This is a genomic window from Nitrosomonas aestuarii, from assembly GCF_003046585.1.
Lineage (GTDB): Bacteria > Pseudomonadota > Gammaproteobacteria > Burkholderiales > Nitrosomonadaceae > Nitrosomonas > Nitrosomonas aestuarii.
Map to the genome: position 1 here is coordinate 62,657 of NZ_QAAE01000009.1, position 20,474 is coordinate 83,130.

Here is a 20,474-nt window from a genome sequence, read left to right on the forward strand (position 1 = left end):
ACTTATGATACGAGTCCAAAGCAGGAGAAGTTGTCGTGTATGTTTTTAGTTATTGGAATCAAGCAAGTATATAAATAATAGGTTTGTGTGCTTCTTTTCTTTGCTTTCTTTTTTGCACGTTTCATGTATAAACTTTTCTGAGGGACAAACTGACTGACCTCGCGCCATACAGGTAATCGATTCAGATCGGCGGAGCATATATTGCAATACACTAACTTCAAGCGAGACTGTGTCATATACGGACATCGTGAGTAGCCAATTCATATGCTTTTTCTTTATTCGTTTAATTTCTAGTAATCAGTATGTTGGAACTTTTTTCTCAAGTAAATGCAGCAGCTATGATTTATTTTACAAGGTATTTGAATGCAGTACAGTAACTCCATATTCAAAATAAGAGTTCGAGATTTGAGGTTTGGCATGTATGTCAGTCAACTTGACCGCCCCTGGTTGGAAACACCTTACGCTATTCAGGGAATTTCTATTAAAACCATGGAGGATATATTAGCGCTTGAACGTTATTGTGTGTTCGTTTATGTCGACCTCAACAAGAGTGATCCCCATATTGTCAAAAAATATAGCCCCGGTGCATCAGGTGCTGTGAAAATCCAGGAAACAGTCAAAGTAGCTAAAGGCATCTATCAAACACCAAGAGCTGTGACCGAGAAAACACCGTTTCATGGTGGCCAGGTTTATGCAGATACGCGTACGGTAGAAGAAGAGCTTCCCGTTGCTAACCAAGTGCATCATATTGCACTGGATGTTATTAAAGAAATTAAAACAAACTTTGAACGCAGCGACACGCTTGAAGTGCGTGATGCGCGTAATGCTGTCTATGCAATGAGTGACAGTATTGTCAGAAACCCTGATGCGATGCTCCTACTCGCGCAACTCAAGTCGTCAGGTGAATTGCTTTACGATAGCGCTGTAAATAATTCAATTCTATTACTTGCTTTCGGGCGGCATCTTGGCCTGCCGCGTGCAGAGTTATCCTTGCTGGGTCTGGGTGGGCTGTTAATGGATGTCGGAAAATTACGAATACCTTCAGAAATAGTAACAGCAACAGATTTTCTGGGACCGGAAGAACTTAATCTCTTGAAAAAACACGTGAGATACGGTGAAGAAATTATCAAACAATCAGGTGATATTCCTGCAACAGTATTTGATATTGTTTCGCAGCATCATGAACGTGAGGACGGCAGCGGCTATCCGCGCGGATTGAATGCCAATCAGCTGAATACTTATTCACGAATGGCTGCAATTGTTGACAGCTACCAGGAGCTTGCCAGATTGCAACCACACTCACCGGCAACAAGAACGTTTCAGATATTTAATCAGCTCAAGGAACTGTCCCGTTGCGGCCTGAATGCAACACTGGTTGAACAGTTTGCTCATTGTGTCGGCGTTTTTCCTGTTGGCAGCCTGGTAGAGCTCAATACAGGTGAAATTGCTATTGTACTGACGCACAGTCGCTCAAAAAGGGCTTTGCCATCTGTCATGGTGGTGCTTGACGCCAATAAGCAGCCTTATGAAACACCGGAGACAAGAGATCTGAAATTACTGTTGCCAGGGCCTGATGGCGCTCCCTATACAATTACCCAGGACTTACCGTGTGGCGCTTATGGTGTTGATGTTAAGAAATACTACCTGTGAATTTTTCAATCAATTAATCGATGACAATGCATAGTTATCAGAATTTTCTGCAAACCGCTTCAGTCGCGTTATTAGATGCAAATAGCGTCAACGCGCATAGCGCTTTACTTGTAGTGAATCTTGAAGGATTGCCTGAACTTGACGGCATTCTTGGCTACTCAGAAGTTGACGCGATTCTGGACCAGCTGGTTCAGCAACTGAGCCAGGCTTTGAATGCAACAGACATAGTCGGTCCGTCCGGGCGTTATCAGGTTTGTTGCCTGCTTACCGATCTGTTAACAGATAACCACGCTTTATTGGCCGCACATAAAATCCTTCGGATTTTTGCTTTGTCCTTTCAATTTAAGAAAAGACGCATCACTTTGTTGCCGCGTATTGGAGTTGCATTAAATAGCGGTAATGTCAACCAACTCCAGCAGCTGATGTGTAACGCGAGTTCGGCGCTTCATCAGGCAAGATGCGATAAAGCACCTGTCCGATTATTCGACGAGAAAGAAAAAAATCTATTGCTGTCCGGAATCGATATCTGGTCTGAACTTGACCGGGCGATCGAAACGGGCGAACTGCAACTGGTCTACCAGCCGCAGTTATGGATTGCTACAGGAAAAATCCGGTCGACTGAGGCCTTATTGCGGTGGAGTCATCCGTCCAGAGGAAATATACCCCCCGATCAATTGGTGCATGTTGCTGAAGGAACGGAATTAATGATTAAGCTGTCACTCTGGGTTTTTAATACCGCACTGAGGCAATGCGCTGAATATCGCAGGGCAGGGGTAGACGCTGGTGTTTCAATTAATCTGTCGGCCGGTGACTTATGCGATCCTGAGCTGGTTGAGCTGATTGAACAGGCTGTAAATATATGGAACGTTGCTCCTAGTGATGTCATGATCGAATTGACAGAGACCGCTATAATGGAAGATCAGCCAGGTTCTTTGGAAACATTGCATGCACTTAAAAATATAGGATTCAAACTCGCAATGGACGATTTTGGAACAGGTTATTCCTCAATGGAACGTCTGCTGCAATTGCCGTTGGACGAAGTTAAAATTGATAGGATGTTTATCAGGGGTATGCTGAATCAGCCCACATATGAACGTATTGTTGAAACCATGATTAACATGGGTCATCAACTCGGTCTGGATGTTATTGCCGAAGGCGTCGAAGATCTTGCCACTTTTGAAAGGCTGCGGGCGCTGGGTTGCGACGTTGTGCAGGGATATTTTGTAGGAGCGGGCATGCCGATTGCAGCGCTGATCGAAGAATTTGCTGCGATGAATCAGAATTCTGTGCCATTAGAAAATATTTGACAGATTAAGTTTGAGCTAGTGCACATACTTAGCGAAATTTTCTGAATTAATTGTGTCACATTGTAGTGACTGGATGAACGAACTTATATTTCTTCAATTCACTACGCGCCTGCTGATAATCCGGGTAAATACTGGCGACCAGTTTCCAGAAGGCTTTTGAATGATTCATTTCGATCAGATGGCAGAGCTCATGTGCGACAACATAGTCGATCAAATACAAGGGTAGTTGAATGAGCTGCCAGTTCAGCCGGATTATGCTGCGGCTGTTGCAACTGCCCCAGCGTGTTCTGGCCTGCGATAATTTAAAGGATGGTTTGGGGACATTCAGTTTCTCCGCATAAAGCGCAATGCGCTCGCTGAAACAGGTAACCGCCTGTTGCTGGTACCAGGCCATGATCCATTTCCGGATTTGTTCGAGCCTAAAGAGTGTATCAAAGTCTGATGAAATTGTTGCAGCATTGTCATGCGCAGGTGTCATTTGAATTTGCCTGCACGCCGATAGTGCCGGTTTCCAGAAACCGCCCAGCAAAAGATATGGCCCGTTGACATGTTCTGTGCCGACGGAATTCAACGGTATTTTGTCATGCCATGTTGCGAGTTTCTTGAGTATCCAATCGGCTTTATTGCGCAGCACGGAATCGATGTCAGTAATGGGCAGGTTGAATGGGACGCTGACTTGCAGTCCCCGGTGGTTGATTTTTAGACCGATTGATCTGCGCCGGCTGCGTTTGAGCTGATAGTCGATATTCTTACCTGACAGGTGGATCTGGTGCAGCATGGTTATGCGTTGTTGTTATTCGTGCTGGGATCGGTGATTCTTTCAGCTGGTTGCCGCTGGCTGATGTGCGCTACTTCGTTTTCAATCCAGTTTTCGACCAGCAGGTTCAGTTCATTGGCTTCCATACCTGCCGGGTCAATCGGTTTGCCGATACTGACGGTGATGGTGCCGGGTTTTTTGGTAAAAGCGTTTCTGGCCCAGAGTTCGCCCGCGTTATGTGCGACCGGTACCACTAAAGTGTTGGTGTGCGTAGCCAGCCAGGCGCCGCCAATACGGTACCTGCCCTTTCGTCCGGGTGGAATGCGCGTACCTTCCGGAAAAATGACTACCCAGAATCCATTCTTCAGGCGGTCATGTCCCTGCTCAACAACCTGATCCAGTGCGCTCCTGCCTGCGCTGCGGTCAATGGCGATGGGGCTGGTCATGGCCAACCCCCAGCCGAAGAAAGGAATGCGCAAGAGTTCTTTTTTTAGTACCCATACCTGTGGCGGAAAAATCTTCTGGAAAGCGAGTGTTTCCCAGGCGGACTGGTGTTTGGACAATACGATGCTTGGTGTTTTTGGAATATTTTCCGCGCCCAGAATCCGGTAGCGCAAACCGCAGATATGGTGTAATAGAAACAGTATGATGTGCGTCCAGGTTGAAGTTACCCGATAACGTGCATGCGGCGAGAGTGGGAAGCAGGCCAGGGTAAAAATCGCATAAGGCGGCGTGATGATGACAAGTAACAGCATGTAGAGTGCAGAGCGAAGAAAAGCGATCATTAAGCCTGCCTCACTATGGCGTCAACTGCAGCAGACAGGTCGTCAAAAACCAACGTGCGTGGCGGCAGTTCGTTCTGTTCCTGAGTGATGGTTCCTTTGCCGGTCAACAATAGAATCGGCAATGCGCCCACGGCTTCGGCTGCCTGTAAATCGCGTAATGCATCGCCAACCGCGGGTACGTTTTTTAGTTCCGTACCGTAACGCTGCATGATTTCTACGAACATGCCGGTTTTGGGTTTGCGGCAGTTGCATTTGTCAGTGCCAGTGTGCGGACAGAAAAAGATGGAGTCAATACGTCCGCCCGCCTGGGCGACTGCTTTGTACATTTTGTCGTTAATCGCGTTGAAAGTCACCATGTCGAGTAGTCCACGTCCGATGCCGGATTGATTGGTGGCGGTAACAATGCGATAGCCGGAATGCGTCAGCCGGGCGATGGCTTCTATGCTGCCGGGGATGGGTTGCCATTCATTCGGCGTTTTGATGAAGGTTTCGCTGCTTTGGTTAATGACACCATTATGATCGAGAATAATCAGCTTCATGTCAGCCGGCCAGTTTGGATAGATCCGCCACACGATTCATCGCCTGGTGCATCAGTTTAAGCAGACTAAGTCGGTTTGTGCGTAAATTTGCATCGTCGGTATTGACCATGACGTTGTCGAAAAATATGTCGATCGGCTCCTTGAGTGCGGCTAAAGTTTGTAGTGATTGCGTATAATGACCGGTGTCAAATGCGCGGTCCGCCTGAGATTTTACGCTCTGCAGCGTTTCAAAAAGCGCGGCTTCTGCAGGTTCTTTGAGCAAACTGGTATTAATTGGTTCGTCGCTGTTTTCGCTTTTTTCCAGAATATTGTGCACGCGTTTGTTGGCGGCGGCCAGACTGGCTGCTTCGGGTAATTTTTCAAATGCACGTACGGCTTCGAGTCTTTTGGGTATATCCATCAATACTTTCGGTGACTGGCTTAATACGGCGTCGATTTCTTGTAACTGGAATCCCTGCTCGCGTAGGTTGCCTGATAGGCGATCGTAAATAAACTGTAATGGCGATTCCGCAGTAGCCGGATATTTGTCATCAAAAGCCAATCGGGCTTCCTTGAGCAAAAAATCCAGCGATAAAGGCAGTTCTTTTTCAATCAGCATGCGAATCACGCCTAATGCATGTCGGCGCAATGCAAACGGGTCTTTATCGCCAGTTGGAATCTGATTGATGCTGAACAATCCGGTCAGTGTTTCAAGCTTATCGGCCAATGCGACGCAAATACCGACTGTGTTGCGCGGTAATGCATCGCCGGCAAAACGTGGCTTGTAATGATCTTCAATGGCATGTGCGATGGCTTCACTGTGTCCGTCATGGAGTGCGTAATAATGACCCATAATGCCTTGCAATTCAGGAAACTCGCCGACCATTTCGGTGAGCAAATCTGTCTTTGATAATAGCGTAGCCTTCCCGGCTTCATCCGCGAGCGCTTCACCGCCCAATAATAATGCGATTGACCGGGCAATGACGCGCACCCGCTGGATACGCTCCCCCTGGGTGCCGAGTTTGTTGTGATAAACCACCTGATCAAGTCCCGAAAGTCTTGATTCCAGCGTTTTTTTTCGATCCTGGTCAAAGAAAAACTTGGCGTCAGCTAAACGTGAGCGCACCACCCGTTCGTTACCGGTTATTACCAGACCGGGGTCGGATGGCCGTATATTGGAGACCAGTAAAAACTTATTCGCTAGTTTTTCATTGGCACCCATCAGTGGAAAATATTTCTGATTGGCTTTCATAGTCAGTATCAGGCATTCCTGCGGCACTTCAAGAAATTCGGGTTCAAACTGCCCGATCAGCACATTGGGCAGTTCAACCAGCGCGGTAACTTCGTTTAATAGGGAATCATCCTGAAGTAACGTGAGGTTTGCCTGGGAAGCCGCAGCAGTGAGTTGGCGTGTGATTTCGGCCCGGCGGTCATCAAAACCGGGAATTACTGCACCCTCATCGGTTAGTTGCTGTGCATAGCTGTCAGCATTTTTTAGCTGAATAGTTCTGTTTTTTGCTTCAAAGCGGTGCCCCTGCGTTTCACGCCCTGAATCCAGCCCTAATGCCTGAACCGGCAGGATATCGTCGCCATGCAGGGCAACCAGGCCATGCGCGGGGCGGACGAAATGAACGCTTTCCCAGCCATCGGACAGTTGATATGTCATTACTTTGGGAATCGGCAACTGACTAATGACTGCATCAAGTGCATTTTGCAGGCCTTCGTTTAATTGTGTGCCGGTCACAATACTGTCCAGAAATAATGTTTCTGTTTTACCGTCCTGTACACGTTTGAGTCTGGGTATGGCGGAAGCGTCTGCGCCCAGACTGGCTAATTTTTTAAGTAACGGTGGCGTCGGTTGTCCGCTTTCATCAAGGCCGACTTTAACCGGCATGAGTTTTTGCGAAACAGACTTGTCCGATGCCTGTGTCTTGACATTCGCAATCCAGACTGCCAAACGTCTGGGTGAAGCAAAAACGGTTTTTTGTGTGCCGGCGTTAATCAAATCTTGCGTTTGCAGGTTTGTTACAATTAATTCAGCAAAACTGTTACCCAGTTGCCTGAGAGATTTGGGTGGTAATTCTTCTACCAGTAATTCGACCAGTAAATTTTTTGTTGTCATGCTGTCTCTGTTGATTCTTTAAGCACTTTGGATTTGGGCATTTGTGCGACCCATTCGCGCGGTGCCAGTGGAAATGGCGGATCGAGATGTTCGCGGCTGGCATAATAGGCGTGGGCGACGTTACGCGACAAGTTGCGGATGCGCCCGATGTAGGCTGCGCGTTCGGTAACTGAAATCGCGCCCCGCGCATCAAGTAAATTGAAAGTATGGGCAGCTTTTAAAACCTGTTCGTAGGCGGGCAATGCCAGCCGTTGCTCAATTAAATGCCGTGCCTGTGTTTCATGACTGGTGAAAGCGTTGAATAAATAATCGGGATCGCTTTGTTCGAAGTTATAAACAGACTGTTCCACTTCATTTTGATGATAGACATCATAATAAGTCAGTCCTTCTGTCCAGACGAGATCAAAAACATTTTCCACGCCCTGCAGATACATAGCCAGTCGTTCCAGGCCATACGTGATTTCACCGGTAATGGGCTTGCAATTAATGCCCCCTACCTGCTGAAAGTAGGTGAATTGAGTTACTTCCATACCATTTAACCAGGCCTCCCATCCCAAACCCCAGGCACCCAGTGTCGGGTTTTCCCAGTCATCCTCAACCAGGCGTACATCATTTTGCTGTAAATCGAAGCCCAGTTCGCGTAGCGAATCAAAATATAAATCCAGGATATTTTTGGGGGCGGGTTTAAGTGCGACCTGAAATTGATAATAGTGCTGAAGCCGGTTAGGGTTGTTGCCATAACGACCATCCTTAGGGCGGCGGGAGGGCTGTACATATGCCGTTTTCCATGGCTCGGGTCCGAGTGCACGCAAGAAAGTTGCGGTGTGACTGGTGCCTGCGCCCACTTCCATGTCATAAGGTTGCAGGATTGCGCAACCCTGTTTGCCCCAGTAACGCTGCAGGGTAAAAATAATTTCCTGGAATGTATGTGTGTTCATGAAAGGTCTGCGACAACTTTGATAGTGATTGGTTAGTCGAATTTTACAGGGTTTTGTGTCAGGCGCGAAAGACTGATGTTGCTCTAAAAGCAAAAAGTGGTTCAGGGTGTGCTCAACCTAGTTTTTAACGCGATTAAAAAATTTACTGCACAAAGTCAATGCGCGCTGATGTAGTTGAGAGTGGCAAATTTTGTCCACGTAAAAATAAAGTGGGAACATTATGCAACAGATAGTGGCAATCTTGTTGAAAAAATGAAGAAATTATTTGCGCGTTAAGTATACGTTCAGTATGCTTGACCTTGCATAAGGTATGGTTTTTGGCTCTGCGTACCTCGGTTTTACTCAGAATGTATACCTGCCATGCTCAAAAATAATAATGAAGTAGAATTATCAAATATGCAAATATGGAGGATTACGCTTTGGTTGCTCATAGGAAAATGAAAAAGAAAGGGTTGGCGCTGGCTGTGTGCAGCGCATTTTTTGTTTCATCATTGGTTCATGCTGACACCTCAGTCGATAAAAAATCGCTTTCGATTGATGTGGACTCGCTTATTGAGTCGTCAGGGGATAAGGGTCTGATTGAGAGCGTGACCGGCTATAAATACAATGAATCGTCGTTCATGAAAGCACTGGGTATAAGATTTGGTGGCTGGACTGAAATCGGTTTTGCGGGTAATACAGGTACTTCAAAGAGTTCCCATGGAAATGGTCCGGTTACTTTTAATGATGGTCCGAATGAATTTAAATTACATCAGGTTTATGGTTTTATTGAACGCGAAGTGGACACCACTTCAAATAGCATCAGTTTCGGTTTTCGTGCTGATCTGTTATATGGGACAGATGCACGTTTCACTACTGCCTCAAACTTTGATACGAATATCTTAGACAGCGATAATCAACGTAAGCTGGCATTTCCACAGGCTTATCTGGACGTGTTTCTTCCAATAGGTAATGGGGTTACTGCTCAGATTGGTCATTTTTATACGATTATTGGATATGAAGTAGTGCCCGCAGCCGGTAACTTCTTCTTTTCTCATGCGTATACCATGCAGTATGGTGAACCGTTTACGCATTCTGGCGCATTATTGACTTACCCGGTTAACAATAATATTACCCTCAGAGGTGGTGCCGTTACCGGCTGGGATGCGCATTTTAATCAGCCAGTCAACTTCCTGGGTGGTATCGCTTATACCACCGATGATGAGAGAACATCATTGACTGCTTCTTTGATCACGGGGAGTGTGGAAACAGCAAGCCCAGGCGCAGATCACAACCGTACTATGTATAGTGTCGTGTTTGAACATGACATTACCGATAGACTGCATTACGTGCTCCAGCATGATTTAGGAGTAGAAAGCGGTACGTCAACAAATAGCTCTGCCGAATGGTATGGCGTTAATCAATATCTGTTCTATGATATTCTGCATAACCTGGCTGCCGGGTTGCGTATGGAATGGTTTCGCGATGACGATGGTACGCGTGTGAACAGTTTTGCTGAAAACTATATTGGTGTAACAGGTGGTTTGAACTATACGCCAATAGCGGGTTTTACCATTCGTCCCGAGGTCAGGTACGATCGTACAACTGAAAATAAAGCCTTTGATAATTTCAAAGACAACGATCAAATCATGTTGTCTGTAAGTGGTATTTTCCGCTTCTAATTTTTGATTGTTTTTCTTAAAAAAAGAAGAAAAGAGATTATGTTTTCATAATCTTTTTTCTTCCTGTTAATGCTGCTTACGCATTTGTTGCATGTGACCGTTGGCGGCCATTCTAATCACGATAAATTGAGCTGTTTAATCGTATATTTTATTAGTACGCTTGAACGCGTTAGAAAAAGAGTATTTTCTTAAACTTTTCTGAACGTTCAATGCTTTTCTTTTTTGCTGCAGTTGAAAAGTCTGTCAAACTGCAGTTCATTCCTAATTCGCTGGGTTTATAGCTACTCTCGTTTCGTCAGAACGTTACAGAATTGCAGCGGGCGTTAAAAACATAAAAGAAAATGCGGTTATTAATGCCACAACGCCAATAATATTTAACAAAAGTAAGTCTGTCTTTTTTTCGGTTTTCATTTTCAGTCTGTCTCCATTTAACACTCGTCTTAACAATTATCAAAATGAATTAAGAGAGAGTAAGGGTTAAAAACACCTAAGCTCATCGTTCTATTGGGTTGACAATAGAACAGCTTGTTCATTACATTGAGGTGATGTTTAAATCGTTTATGAGAGTAGGCATTATTCGTTTTGTCCGTTGATAAAGACAATTGGTTCCTCAATAAAATTTGAGTGTTACCGGGAACTAATCATATAATCCCTACTCACAACCTCACTTTAGAGCGAATCATACAGACATAAATTTGATTCGATAAGTACCGCGAATCGAATTATGTTGTTTCCATATAGTTAACAATGTTATTGTGTTTTATAGATGATGCAGGATCTCAATCTTTTTGTAATTTTTGCGCGCGTTGTGGAGAGTGGCAGTTTTGCAGAAGCTGCGCGTCGAATGGATATTTCACGTTCTGCGGTCAGCAAAGCGATTTCCAAGCTTGAAAAAAATCTGGGCGCACAATTATTAAACCGCAGTACCCGGCACTTGAGTCTGACCGAAGCGGGTACAGTGCTGGCTGAACATTCAGCACATATACTTGATGAGGCTGAACAAGCGGAACGTTTTGTCAGTAGTTTACAAGCTGAGCCCCGAGGCATGTTAAAAGTCAGTGCATCTGTTGCTTTTGGCACGCTTCATGTCGCACCTGCATTGGCTGATTTTTTGTCGCGTTATCCTGAAATCCGCATTGATTTAACCATCACCGATCGTCCTGTCGATTTGGTGGGGGAGGGCTATGATGTCATGATTCGTGTTACCAATGAACCTGACCTGAATTTGGTGGCACGCAAGTTAGCGCCTGTAAGGCGTAAGCTTTGTGCCACGCCGCAATATTTTCAACAACACGGCATTCCGCAGACACCTGAGGATCTGATTGAATATAACTGTTTGGACTATACTCTTTCGGGAGAGCAAGGCTATTGGAATTTTACCGGGCCGGAAGGCGTGATCGCTGTTCCTGTTTCGGGAACATTACGAATTAACGATGATGATGCGTTGTCGCAGGCAGTGTTGGGTGGTTTGGGAATTGCATTATTGCCAACTTTTACGGTGGGGAAAGAATTGCAAAGCGGAAAGCTGCAAGCAGTATTGTCTGAATATATTGCCGTAGAACGCTATGTCTATGCATGTTATCTGCCCAGTCGTCATGTGCCGGCTAAAGTGCGTTCTTTTATTGATTTTCTGTTAAATCGTATTGGAAAGGTGCCTTATTGGGATCAGGATTTATGAGTTTGTCTGAGGATGTTCCCGAAGCAACTGCAGTAAATGCGCAAGATCGTCGGGCAATTCGGTATGCCAGTGCATGGTTTGTCCGTTTTCAGGGTGAATCAGCCCCAGCTGCCATGCGTGGAGTGCCTGTCTTGGAAACTCCATTAATAAATGTACAGTTTCAGGCGTTGTGTTTCGGGGTTTTCCGCCATAAACAGGATCGCCTACCAGAGGGTGATGAATAGCATGCATATGTACGCGAATCTGGTGCGTGCGACCAGTTTCAAGGCTGCATTGCAGAAGTGAACACCCTGTTAATGATTCGAGCATTTTATAGTGCGTGCGCGCAGTTTTTCCGCTGGTTGTTATAGCCATTTTAGTGCGATGAACAGGATGGCGGCCAACCGGTGCATCGACTGTTCCATTCTGAGTAATTTCTCCGAGTACCAGCGCGAGATAATCACGTTTAACAGTGCGTTGCTGCAGTTGCCGTACTAACTGTGTTTGCGCTTCGATTGTTTTTGCAACAACCAGCAATCCGCTGGTGTTTTTGTCCAGTCGATGCACAATACCAGCCCGAGGCACATTTTCTAACTGTGGTGCGTGGTGTAGCAACGCATTTAATAACGTGCCATGCCAGTTACCGCTGCCAGGATGCACTACCATGCCCGCTGGTTTGTTGATTACGATAAGTGCGTTATCTTCAAAAATGATGTCCAGCGTAATTGCTTCAGCGGTATAAGAATTAGCTGCTGAATCAAAATTGGGCGAGACCTGAATTTGTTCATTGCCCCACACTTTTTGTTTCGTGCTGCAGGTATTGCCATCCAGAATGATGCGTTTTTCACCGATCCATGACTGTATACGATTACGTGACCAATGCGGTAGTAATTTGGCAAGCGCCTGGTCAAGACGTAATCCGGCGTAATCAGTTGGAATAACTAAATTTATAATCGCTTCGTCTGTTTCATTCAATGTGGATAATGAGGGCTTTGCGTTATAATTATCATTTTGTTTCATGTTTTTTGCGGAAATATATTCATGCTGCATTATCTGGTTTTAGTATTGGTTTTGATATCAACGCTTTCTGCATGTGGTTTGCTGCCCGAGCAGAAAGAGGAGAATCATAACTGGTCTGCAAATAAATTTTATGCAGAGGCGAAAGAAAAATTAAACAGCGGTAATTATGCTGCTGCCATAAAATTATTTGAGGGACTGGAAGCACGTTATCCCTATGGCCGTTATGCGCAACAGGCGCAACTTGAGACTGCTTATGCGCACTATAAGGACCAGGAACAAGCGTCGGCAATTGCGGCGGCCGATCGTTTTATCAAACTGCACCCTAATCACCCCAATGTTGATTATGCTTATTATATCAAGGGGCTGGCTAATTATCATGATAATTGGGGTATTATGAGTTTTATGATGCGTGGTTTTTTGAAACAGGATATGAGCGAGCGCGATTCCAAGGCATCTCGTGAATCATTTGAAGACTTCAAAGAACTGGTAACACGCTTTCCTGATAGTAAGTATGCAGCCGATGCAAGGCAGCGCATGGCACATTTGTTAAATGTGATCGCCATGAACGAAGTGCATGTGGCGCGTTACTACATGAAGCGCAAGGCTTATGTTGCGGCTGCAAATCGAGCGCAATACGCTGTAAGGGAATATCCGCGCACGCCCGCGACCGAGGAAGCACTTTTTATCATGGCGCAAGCGTATAATGCATTAGGCATGAATGATTTGAGTGATGATGCCGAGCGTGTTTTAAAGCTAAATTTTCCGGAAAGTGAATTTCTGGAAGATATCTATGAAACTGAAAACCCATTCTGGTGGAAAATCTGGTAATTGAAGCGCTTCAATCGGAATTGCTTTATTGATTGTCCTGCAGATGCACAGTAAGCACATCGCATTCGGCATGAAAGATCAGATTCTTGGCAGTCGAACCCATTATTGCGGTTAATCCGTGTCGGCCGTGTGAGCCTACAATAATCAAATCAATTCTCTCCCGCAGAGCAAATTCAGTAATTTCCTGTTGCGGCGTACCCCATACCAACCAGCGATTGGCTGGTGGAACATTCATGTCATTGCAGATTTGTATGAATTTGTTTTTTTCAACCTGCAGCAATAAATCGGAGGATTGCGCATCCAGCGATATCAATGTGCCATAGGGCGTGTCGGGCATTGGAATATTGTCCAAAATATGGATCACGTTAAGTTCCGCATTAAATTTTTCGGCTAAATGCTGTGCCTGTTTGGCAACTAAATTTCCATAATCTGAAAAATCAATCGCAACCAGAATCCTGTTGTATGCATGCATAGTGTTTTTCTTTGAATATATTTTTGTTGATGCTGTGTTAAAGAATAGTACAACCCATCTTCCTCAGCTGTTATGTGTGCTGAGGCTATACTCTACTATATAACTTGCGTGTTTGTGGTGTCATGTCTTTCATGTCCTCGACAGGATGTCAACGTGGATTGAGATAATGTGACAGAAAGTCCAGCACTTCCTGTTCGTATGTTCTGCCAGCATAATCGTGCATATTGAAGTGTCCTGCTCCGGGTACAATCCAGAGTTCCTTGGGTTCTCTTGCGGCGTCAAACAAGCGTGCGGTCTCTGGGGGTGTCGTATGCTTGTCGTTTGTCCCGGAAATAATCAGTAGTGGTGAATTAAGATTATTGATGCGCTTAATGGGGCTCAGTTCTTCAATAGGGGTATCGGTAAAAAAAGAGATTTGAGCAAGTAATAGAGGGAGGAAAAATTTACCCGGTTCACCCAAAAACAGTTTCAATCGATTTTCAACAGCTTCTTCTATTGTTGGATGCAGCGATTCCACTACTACTGCACTCAGCTTCAGATCATGTTTTGCTAACACGATGGCTGCTGCGCCTAATGACACGCCAATTGCGGCAATGCGTTCATTGGGAAAAGTTTTGCGTAAAAAATTGATGGAAGTTTCAACATTTTCTGACTCGCGGGCACCGAATGTAATTCGGTCGCCGGGTGTTTCGCCATGTGCTTGCAAATCTATAAGAAGTACGTGGTATCCTTGTGCGGTTAAGAAGCGTGCACGGCTCAGCATTTCCACGCGGTTGCTGCGTATCGAATGTACGAGCAATACTGCGCCATTGCCATCTTGTTCCCCATGCACGAGCCAGCCATAGATATATGTACCATCAGAAGACGGGATTTTAACTGAATGTACCGGTAAGTCAGTCAATAAGGATTCTGTCGCAGTGGCAGCCGGGCCCGTGACTATCTCGCCGATAAGAAAGCCAATAATTATGCTGAGCACCACAAAGCCGGAAAAATACGCGAATATGGGTTTTAACATGTTCTTTTTGAATAGTTCTAATATTCTGAAAGTCCTAATGTTACAATTTAATTTGTAAACAAAGAATAGATAACTGAATGTTAATGCATGCTGATTCGCAGGAAAACTTCCCATGCAATGTAATAGATTTCAAAGTGGTGTCATAAAAAAAGGTACTTTTCAACCAGTAATCGTAATTTAAGTAACCTGGATGCAGTACTAGTATTCCATCAGTATTGCTGAAAGGAACTGCTCATCCTTGTTAAGTTGATGGAGTGTCAGGCATGCCTGCTTGATCGAGGCATTGATATAATCATTTTTTTACAAATTAGGTAACCTACCATGAATAGTTCTGTAACTGACTTTCAAGAAAAAATGCACCAGTTGGCAGATGCATTTATCAAAGAACTTCCAGAGAAGGCTGAAGATATAGAAACAATGTGGCAACAGCTTCAAAATGATTGGAATGTTGAGACACTGCAAATAGTGCATCGCAAAGTGCATGGTTTGGTAGGTTCAAGTAGGACTTTTGGATTTGAAGAGTTAAGTCAGATTGCAGATACGTTGGAACAGGCTTTAAAAATACTGCTGCAGAATAAAGCATCTGTAGATGAACCGCAAAGTAACGAGATACATTTGCAGTTGCAGGCGTTAAACCAATGGGCTCACAAACCAAAGAATGAGCATACGCAAATTATCGTAGAAAAGCTTAACAGCAGTCATCCCGACTCAGACGAAGTATGTCGTATTTTTGTTGTGGATGATGATCAGGAAGCTGCGCAGGAATTGGCTTTGCAGTTGAGTTATTACGGATATGAAGTTGAGGCTTTCGGTCAGTTGGACAAATTCCGTGCGGCGATCAAAGAAGATCCTAATGCCATTGTGTTAATGAACGTCGAATTTTCGGATGATCCTATGGCCGGTGTCAGAATCATGAAAGAAATTAAGCAGGAAATGACTGATCCCTTACAGGTTATGTTCATCTCTCCAAATGATGATTTGGCGACACGCTTGGAAGCGGTGCGGGCAGGTGGCGTTGCGTATCTTACAAAACCGATCAATTCTGCTGAGCTTATCGATCAACTTGATTCATTTGCTGTGCCGCAAACTCAGGAACCTTTTCGTGTATTGATCATCGACGATAGCACAACAGTCCTGGAATATCATGCTGCGGTGCTTGAGCTGTCTGGCATGGTTGTGAGAGCGGTTGAAAAGACGGATGCAGTCATGAAAACACTGCTGGAATTTAATCCGGATTTGATTTTAATAGATGTTTATATGCCTGAATGCAGTGGTATTGAGCTTGCGAAAGTGATCCGTCAGATAGATGGCCTGCTGAGTGTGCCGATAGTTTATTTATCATCAGAAAATGATTTTAATACGCAATTGGAAGCGATGTGTCTGGCGGGTGATGATTTTCTGGTCAAACCTATTGATCCAAAACGGCTGGTTTCCGCTGTTACCATGCGCGTGCGGAGAGCACGTTTGCTGCGTGGATTAATGGTACGAGACGGATTGACTGGCTTGTTTAATCATACTGCGATTAAAGAGCAACTCGGGCGAGAAATTGTACGTTCGAATAGATTAAAAACCCCGTTATCATTCGCTATGATTGATGTCGATTTTTTCAAGAAAGTGAATGATACTTATGGACATGCAGCAGGTGACCGCGTTCTAAAGAGTTTGGCGCGATTACTCAAACAACGGTTGCGTGGCACAGATATAGTTGGCCGTTATGGCGGTGAGGAATTCGCAGTTATTATGACAGACACCAATGCGCCAGAAGCTGCCAAAGTGATCGATGAGATACGTAAAGTATTTTCGCGTCTGCTTCATATGAGTGATAACAGGGAATTTAAAGTCACGTTTAGCTGTGGTATTGCGGATATTAAGCATTTCCCGGATGTGAAAAGTGTCAGCGAAGCTGCCGATAAGGCGCTTCATGATGCAAAAAGGAAGGGGCGTAATCAGGTAACGACCAATGCAGATGATTGATCGAAGCTTGTTCAGAAATTCGTCGTGTGATTATGCACTGTAAAACAGTAATCTTGACTTGAAATGAATGCGCAGTTCGGATTTTTCTGACTAACGTCATTCTTTTCGCTCATATTGCCAATAATCGCAGTGTTTGGCATCCAGATGCCGATTCATCAGCATTGATCAGCATTGAGATAAACCTCCTCATATTTTACGCTGCGCCACAAACGCTCGACAAACAATTGTCTCTGCAGGGTTCCCTTGCCATCCATGCTGGTTCAATGCTGTGATCCTTCGATACCTTGGTGAAGGCCTTACTGGTATACTGGGAACCTTGGTACGTATTGAATATGTCCGGCGCTCCGGTGTCCAAGTATCTGTGGCTACTTCTCACTGGTTACTGTGCCTTTGGACAGTTTACTTGCTTACTACAATCTATTAAGATAGATATGGTAGCAATTAACGATTGCAAAACAATAACAAATTGATTCATTTATAAATTAATTTTTTTTAATTTCAAGCAAAAGCCTGCAAGGTTGCATTATGGAAGAAAGGCGCAACTTATATCGGACACTCTGTGCACAACCGGATGCACCGCTGGCGGTTATTAAAGTAAATCACCGTGTATTGATGCAAAAGTTGAAATTGCATCCCGATCAAAGTTTGGCAGATTTGCAGGCTAATGTGCTGAATACTGCTTATGCAGTACTTCAGGATCCATTAAGTCGCGCTGATTATGATCGCGGACTGCAAAAGCGTTACCCGATCAGGAAATTAAGCTTGGGGCCATTCGCTGCAGGTACAGTAAAAAGCTTTCCAGACCGGTCTGGAAAAACAGCGAAAAAGAATCGCCGAAATTATTATCGCATATTGCAGGTACAGCCTGATGCGCCTGTGGCAATCATTATTGCAAGCTATCACGCATTAACGAAGTATCCTTACCAAGACCTGGAGTTACTGGACGAAGCCTATTCGGTACTTGTAAATCCGGTTGTACGCAGTCGCTACGATACGTTGCTAACTGGTAGCTTGTTATCTTCCACAAAAAATTTGCTTCCAGTAAATGAACATGCAAATGACTTCAAACCAGTTGTCAGTGATAAGGTTGTACTTTATTCTGAACTGAATGCTACAACCGACAAGCATTATTGTATTTTCTGTCATACTCTTTATACAGAGCAATTGAGCCCTTATCAGAATGATATATGTCTCGAATGTGCTAGTCCGCTGCCTGTTGCCAACAATGAGCCAGTCGAACAAGCGCATCGTGCAATCATGCGGGTTAGCGTACAAGGTGAATTCAGATTTTATTTGTTTTGGCCGGATGTGCCCTATGATGGAATTTTCCAGGATTTATCGCCGATGGGTATGCGATTCCTGACCGATGTCTCACTGAATGTGGATGACGTTCTCAAAATAGATGCACCAAATTTTCAAGCTGTTGTTGAAGTCGTGCATAAGCAATCCGATGAAGCCTATATTTCTGTAGGCGTACGCTTTCTGACAATCAAATTTGAACAGGAACGCGGTAATTTTCTAACAGTCAGTGCATGACACATTGCCTGATATGTCGGGTGTAAAAATTGATGCTTGAGTATTTAAACTTGGGCGCGATTGCGTTCACCCGCATGGCGGATTGCAGCTTATCAAAGCCACGTTCAACACTCAACTGCAGTTCTGGAATTCAATTTGTAATTGATCCAATGCTTTTAGGTGATTGGGTTCTAAAAATTAATTTGGTGTCGGGGAGACCAGGATTTTGAAAGTACAGTATTATCGTTGTTGCGCAATACTGTGTTTTTTCATGAATAAGCCCCGTAAGGTTTTGTAGCACAGATGTGGCAGCAAAATATACAGTGGCATGCGTATGAAATGACTGCGTAGGTAGAGTAAGTGGCGAGCTAATGCTGCTGATTCCATCGGCTTGTCTGGATGCTGGGGGAATAGCGCGAGTGGAACCAGCCAGCGCATTGCCCAACGTTTCATGAAATTTGGTTTGGAATGCAATCGATCAACGACCCCTGTGGGAACAGGTGTTTTGAATATATTTTGACTGAAATACAGGCCATAAAAAAGAATATGACCCAATTGCAACTGGTTGGCGCGATCAGTCAGTTGCATCCAGAATTCAGGCTCTTTTGTGCCTAAAAAAACGATTAAATCATGTAAATCCAACAAGTCTCTAAGATCGTTTGCAATTTCGTTATTCTGGAATAAATTGACTGCACAATGAATGACCATGTCAACCGGGCAAAGCGTTTTGATTCTTGTGTTTTTGATCGGTATGGCAGCATCAAATAGTAGTTTGATGTCAATTTTTAAACGACTTGTCAAAGGTGTCAGTGTATGATGTATGTCTACTTCGGTTGCGCGTTCAGCGTGAACAAGTGGAGGAATTTCATGGCTCCATACTCGATAATAGTGCTCATCGTATGCTGAAAGTGTTCGATGTTGCCAGCCCTTTATCATGAGTAAAGATTCAATGTCAGCTAAATCATTTTTAGGCACCAGAATGTCAAGATCGACGGATAATCGTCCTTCAGAATAAGGTAAGTTAGCCAGTCCATAAGCCGCACCTTTGAGTACAATAATGGATGTATCGAAATCCTCCAGTGCCCATAAAATCCTGTTTAATTCCCAATGAGCCAGTTGCTGCATTTTTTTAATCTGTACAAGTGCGGATTTCAGCTGGCTTGCAATTCGAGGCGGTACTTTTTCCCAAAGTCCATTTGCTTTTAGCGTTAAAGCCAGGCGGCCAAGCAGCTTTACACGTCTTGCGAGTCTAATAAGCAGTTCCCACTCTGCATCACTATAACCAATGAGGCGTTCAGGATATAATAATGCCTGCTGCAAGATTTGATGATGTCGTATTTGATTAGACTTCATCGACCAATTTTTTTAGGGCTGCTATCACTTCATCAAAATCGGAATAAACCAGTTTGTAACTATTGCAGCTTGAAATCAGATGCGTTACAGCCTGGAATGCTGTGGCGCCCAGCACTTCATAATTAAATGCGTTACTCGCCAGCAACATAAATGCTTGTGCATCAGATAAGGCTTCAATTTTCAAAGGTGCATTAGCAATCCATTTAGGAAAAATAATCCACTTGGCCTTTGCGACTTGTTTTGACAGCTGTATGCTTTCCTTCGACGGACAGACGTGCGCAACCGTGCCTTTCTGTGTATTAGGTATGAGCTGGCCCATGACGACCTCGGGGAGATAGTTCCGGATTGCTTCAATAGATTCGTTTTTGAGTGGCATCAAGCGAGGTATCGGATAAAAAATCCCTTGATGCGGTTCCATCAACCCGAATTCATCGGAAAACAAACGAAACCCTCGATGCGTCAGCACCGTGCATAATGTGGTTTTTCCACTTCCAGGCCAGGCGGGCAGCAAAATAACATGACCATTCTTTTCTACAACAGCAGAATGCAGTAATAATAAATGATTGACGCGCACGGCTATGGCTAGGTTGATTCCCCATTCCAATACCGCAAGTGCTTGTTCCAGCGGAAAGCTTTCAAAAGGAGATTGTCCATCCAGAAGAAAGCGCACTTTTCGTGTTAGCGGGTTGCTAAAGGAACGCTCAATGACAATACGCACATGAAACTCTGCGATTTCATCTTGTGCCAGCCGGTAATGCCGGTAAAGCATGTAGAGTTTGGTAGCGAGCGGCTTATGCGTTGTATGAATACAAATATTAAAGGGGCCAACTGCTACTCTGAGCCCTTGTTTTGAAAGCAGCATGTGGAATTCCTCAAATGGAATTTGATTTACCATCATGCCT

At 44.6% G+C, this 20,474-nt stretch carries 17 protein-coding genes and 1 pseudogene; 7 read left to right on the plus strand and 11 right to left on the minus strand.

Features of this window, described 5'->3' with window-relative positions; all coding sequences use genetic code 11:
• Window positions 1–363: 363 nt before the first annotated feature.
• Both C8R11_RS09280 and C8R11_RS09285 read left to right on the plus strand, forming a co-directional pair.
• Window positions 364–1,650 (plus strand): cyclic di-GMP phosphodiesterase, encoded by a 1,287-nt coding sequence (locus C8R11_RS09280; protein WP_107795453.1) that lies wholly within the window; start codon window positions 364–366, stop codon window positions 1,648–1,650.
• 20 nt (window positions 1,651–1,670) lie between these two features.
• Window positions 1,671–2,957, plus strand: a complete 1,287-nt coding sequence (locus C8R11_RS09285) for a putative bifunctional diguanylate cyclase/phosphodiesterase (protein WP_107795454.1) — start codon at window positions 1,671–1,673, stop codon at window positions 2,955–2,957.
• Between the two features lie 55 nt (window positions 2,958–3,012).
• Here C8R11_RS09285 and C8R11_RS09290 read toward each other — a convergent pair whose 3' ends face one another.
• Genes C8R11_RS09290 through glyQ form a run of 5 tightly spaced genes read right to left on the minus strand, consistent with a single transcriptional unit; the run spans window position 3,013 to window position 8,077 of the window.
• Window positions 3,013–3,735 carry a M48 family metallopeptidase gene (locus tag C8R11_RS09290; RefSeq protein ID WP_107795455.1) on the minus strand — a complete coding sequence of 241 codons (723 nt, stop codon included), beginning with the start codon at window positions 3,733–3,735 and terminating at the stop codon, window positions 3,013–3,015.
• Window positions 3,736–3,737: 2 nt separating this feature from the next.
• On the minus strand, window positions 3,738–4,499 hold the full coding sequence (locus C8R11_RS09295; RefSeq protein ID WP_181258217.1) for a lysophospholipid acyltransferase family protein: 762 nt from the start codon (window positions 4,497–4,499) through the stop codon (window positions 3,738–3,740).
• A complete protein-coding gene (gmhB, locus tag C8R11_RS09300; protein WP_107795456.1) occupies window positions 4,499–5,038 on the minus strand; it encodes a D-glycero-beta-D-manno-heptose 1,7-bisphosphate 7-phosphatase in 540 nt (179 codons plus the stop codon). Before gmhB ends, C8R11_RS09295 begins: the two co-directional genes overlap by 1 nt.
• Window position 5,039: 1 nt before the next feature.
• Window positions 5,040–7,139 (minus strand): glycine--tRNA ligase subunit beta, encoded by a 2,100-nt coding sequence (gene glyS, locus C8R11_RS09305; RefSeq protein WP_107795457.1) that lies wholly within the window; start codon window positions 7,137–7,139, stop codon window positions 5,040–5,042.
• On the minus strand, window positions 7,136–8,077 hold the full coding sequence (gene glyQ / locus C8R11_RS09310) for a glycine--tRNA ligase subunit alpha (RefSeq protein ID WP_107795458.1): 942 nt from the start codon (window positions 8,075–8,077) through the stop codon (window positions 7,136–7,138). The genes glyS and glyQ overlap by 4 nt, the downstream gene beginning before the upstream one ends.
• Before the next feature lie 437 nt (window positions 8,078–8,514).
• Between glyQ and C8R11_RS09315 the strand changes: the two genes are divergently transcribed.
• Both C8R11_RS09315 and C8R11_RS09320 read left to right on the plus strand, forming a co-directional pair.
• Window positions 8,515–9,738: a porin gene (locus C8R11_RS09315; protein ID WP_090699314.1), complete on the plus strand. Its 1,224-nt coding sequence runs from the start codon at window positions 8,515–8,517 to the stop codon at window positions 9,736–9,738.
• 769 nt (window positions 9,739–10,507) lie between these two features.
• A complete protein-coding gene (locus C8R11_RS09320; RefSeq protein WP_090699464.1) occupies window positions 10,508–11,416 on the plus strand; it encodes a LysR family transcriptional regulator in 909 nt (302 codons plus the stop codon).
• Here the strand turns inward: C8R11_RS09320 and rluD are convergent.
• Window positions 11,411–12,415 carry a 23S rRNA pseudouridine(1911/1915/1917) synthase RluD gene (gene rluD / locus C8R11_RS09325; RefSeq protein ID WP_107795459.1) on the minus strand — a complete coding sequence of 335 codons (1,005 nt, stop codon included), beginning with the start codon at window positions 12,413–12,415 and terminating at the stop codon, window positions 11,411–11,413. The two genes, C8R11_RS09320 and rluD, sit on opposite strands and share 6 nt — an antisense overlap.
• Before the next feature lie 21 nt (window positions 12,416–12,436).
• Here rluD and C8R11_RS09330 point away from each other — a divergent pair, with 21 nt between their 5' ends.
• Entirely contained in the window at window positions 12,437–13,243 is an 807-nt protein-coding gene (locus tag C8R11_RS09330; RefSeq protein ID WP_090699462.1) for an outer membrane protein assembly factor BamD, read from the plus strand.
• A gap of 25 nt (window positions 13,244–13,268) precedes the next feature.
• Here the strand turns inward: C8R11_RS09330 and C8R11_RS09335 are convergent, their stop codons facing one another.
• Together C8R11_RS09335 and C8R11_RS09340 are read right to left on the minus strand one after the other, a co-directional pair.
• Complete coding sequence (locus tag C8R11_RS09335) at window positions 13,269–13,715, minus strand: universal stress protein (RefSeq protein WP_107795460.1); 447 nt, start codon at window positions 13,713–13,715, stop codon at window positions 13,269–13,271.
• Window positions 13,716–13,863: 148 nt separating this feature from the next.
• Window positions 13,864–14,730, minus strand: a complete 867-nt coding sequence (locus C8R11_RS09340) for an alpha/beta hydrolase (RefSeq protein WP_107795461.1) — start codon at window positions 14,728–14,730, stop codon at window positions 13,864–13,866.
• A gap of 321 nt (window positions 14,731–15,051) precedes the next feature.
• On the opposite strand from C8R11_RS09340, the gene C8R11_RS09345 reads away from it, so the two are divergent.
• A complete protein-coding gene (locus C8R11_RS09345; RefSeq protein ID WP_107795462.1) occupies window positions 15,052–16,704 on the plus strand; it encodes a diguanylate cyclase in 1,653 nt (550 codons plus the stop codon).
• Between the two features lie 167 nt (window positions 16,705–16,871).
• Here C8R11_RS09345 and C8R11_RS16715 read toward each other — a convergent pair.
• Window positions 16,872–17,050: pseudogene (locus C8R11_RS16715) on the minus strand (IS3 family transposase); the annotation flags it as partial.
• Window positions 17,051–17,229: 179 nt separating this feature from the next.
• Here C8R11_RS16715 and C8R11_RS09350 point away from each other — a divergent pair.
• Window positions 17,230–18,240 (plus strand): PilZ domain-containing protein, encoded by a 1,011-nt coding sequence (locus C8R11_RS09350; RefSeq protein ID WP_107795463.1) that lies wholly within the window; start codon window positions 17,230–17,232, stop codon window positions 18,238–18,240.
• A gap of 219 nt (window positions 18,241–18,459) precedes the next feature.
• On the opposite strand, the gene C8R11_RS09355 is transcribed toward C8R11_RS09350, so the two are convergent.
• Window positions 18,460–19,572, minus strand: coding sequence for a nucleotidyltransferase domain-containing protein (locus tag C8R11_RS09355; RefSeq protein ID WP_107795464.1), 1,113 nt, complete (start codon window positions 19,570–19,572; stop codon window positions 18,460–18,462).
• Window positions 19,562–20,470: an HprK-related kinase A gene (locus tag C8R11_RS09360; protein WP_107795465.1), complete on the minus strand. Its 909-nt coding sequence runs from the start codon at window positions 20,468–20,470 to the stop codon at window positions 19,562–19,564. The genes C8R11_RS09355 and C8R11_RS09360 overlap by 11 nt, the downstream gene beginning before the upstream one ends.
• Window positions 20,471–20,474 lie beyond the last annotated feature (4 nt).

Excerpts from the sequence above, each read along its gene's own strand:
- C8R11_RS09280 (WP_107795453.1), top strand. The coding sequence starts at position 364 with ATGCAGTACAGTAACTCCATATTCAAAATAAGAGTTCGAGATTTGAGG.
- C8R11_RS09285 (WP_107795454.1), top strand. The coding sequence starts at position 1,671 with ATGACAATGCATAGTTATCAGAATTTTCTGCAAACCGCTTCAGTCGCG.
- C8R11_RS09290 (WP_107795455.1), bottom strand. The coding sequence starts at position 3,735 with ATGCTGCACCAGATCCACCTGTCAGGTAAGAATATCGACTATCAGCTC.
- C8R11_RS09295 (WP_181258217.1), bottom strand. The coding sequence starts at position 4,499 with ATGATCGCTTTTCTTCGCTCTGCACTCTACATGCTGTTACTTGTCATC.
- gmhB (WP_107795456.1), bottom strand. The coding sequence starts at position 5,038 with ATGAAGCTGATTATTCTCGATCATAATGGTGTCATTAACCAAAGCAGC.
- glyS (WP_107795457.1), bottom strand. The coding sequence starts at position 7,139 with ATGACAACAAAAAATTTACTGGTCGAATTACTGGTAGAAGAATTACCA.
- glyQ (WP_107795458.1), bottom strand. The coding sequence starts at position 8,077 with ATGAACACACATACATTCCAGGAAATTATTTTTACCCTGCAGCGTTAC.
- C8R11_RS09315 (WP_090699314.1), top strand. The coding sequence starts at position 8,515 with ATGAAAAAGAAAGGGTTGGCGCTGGCTGTGTGCAGCGCATTTTTTGTT.
- C8R11_RS09320 (WP_090699464.1), top strand. The coding sequence starts at position 10,508 with ATGCAGGATCTCAATCTTTTTGTAATTTTTGCGCGCGTTGTGGAGAGT.
- rluD (WP_107795459.1), bottom strand. The coding sequence starts at position 12,415 with ATGAAACAAAATGATAATTATAACGCAAAGCCCTCATTATCCACATTG.
- C8R11_RS09330 (WP_090699462.1), top strand. The coding sequence starts at position 12,437 with ATGCTGCATTATCTGGTTTTAGTATTGGTTTTGATATCAACGCTTTCT.
- C8R11_RS09335 (WP_107795460.1), bottom strand. The coding sequence starts at position 13,715 with ATGCATGCATACAACAGGATTCTGGTTGCGATTGATTTTTCAGATTAT.
- C8R11_RS09340 (WP_107795461.1), bottom strand. The coding sequence starts at position 14,730 with ATGTTAAAACCCATATTCGCGTATTTTTCCGGCTTTGTGGTGCTCAGC.
- C8R11_RS09345 (WP_107795462.1), top strand. The coding sequence starts at position 15,052 with ATGAATAGTTCTGTAACTGACTTTCAAGAAAAAATGCACCAGTTGGCA.
- C8R11_RS09350 (WP_107795463.1), top strand. The coding sequence starts at position 17,230 with ATGGAAGAAAGGCGCAACTTATATCGGACACTCTGTGCACAACCGGAT.
- C8R11_RS09355 (WP_107795464.1), bottom strand. The coding sequence starts at position 19,572 with ATGAAGTCTAATCAAATACGACATCATCAAATCTTGCAGCAGGCATTA.
- C8R11_RS09360 (WP_107795465.1), bottom strand. The coding sequence starts at position 20,470 with ATGATGGTAAATCAAATTCCATTTGAGGAATTCCACATGCTGCTTTCA.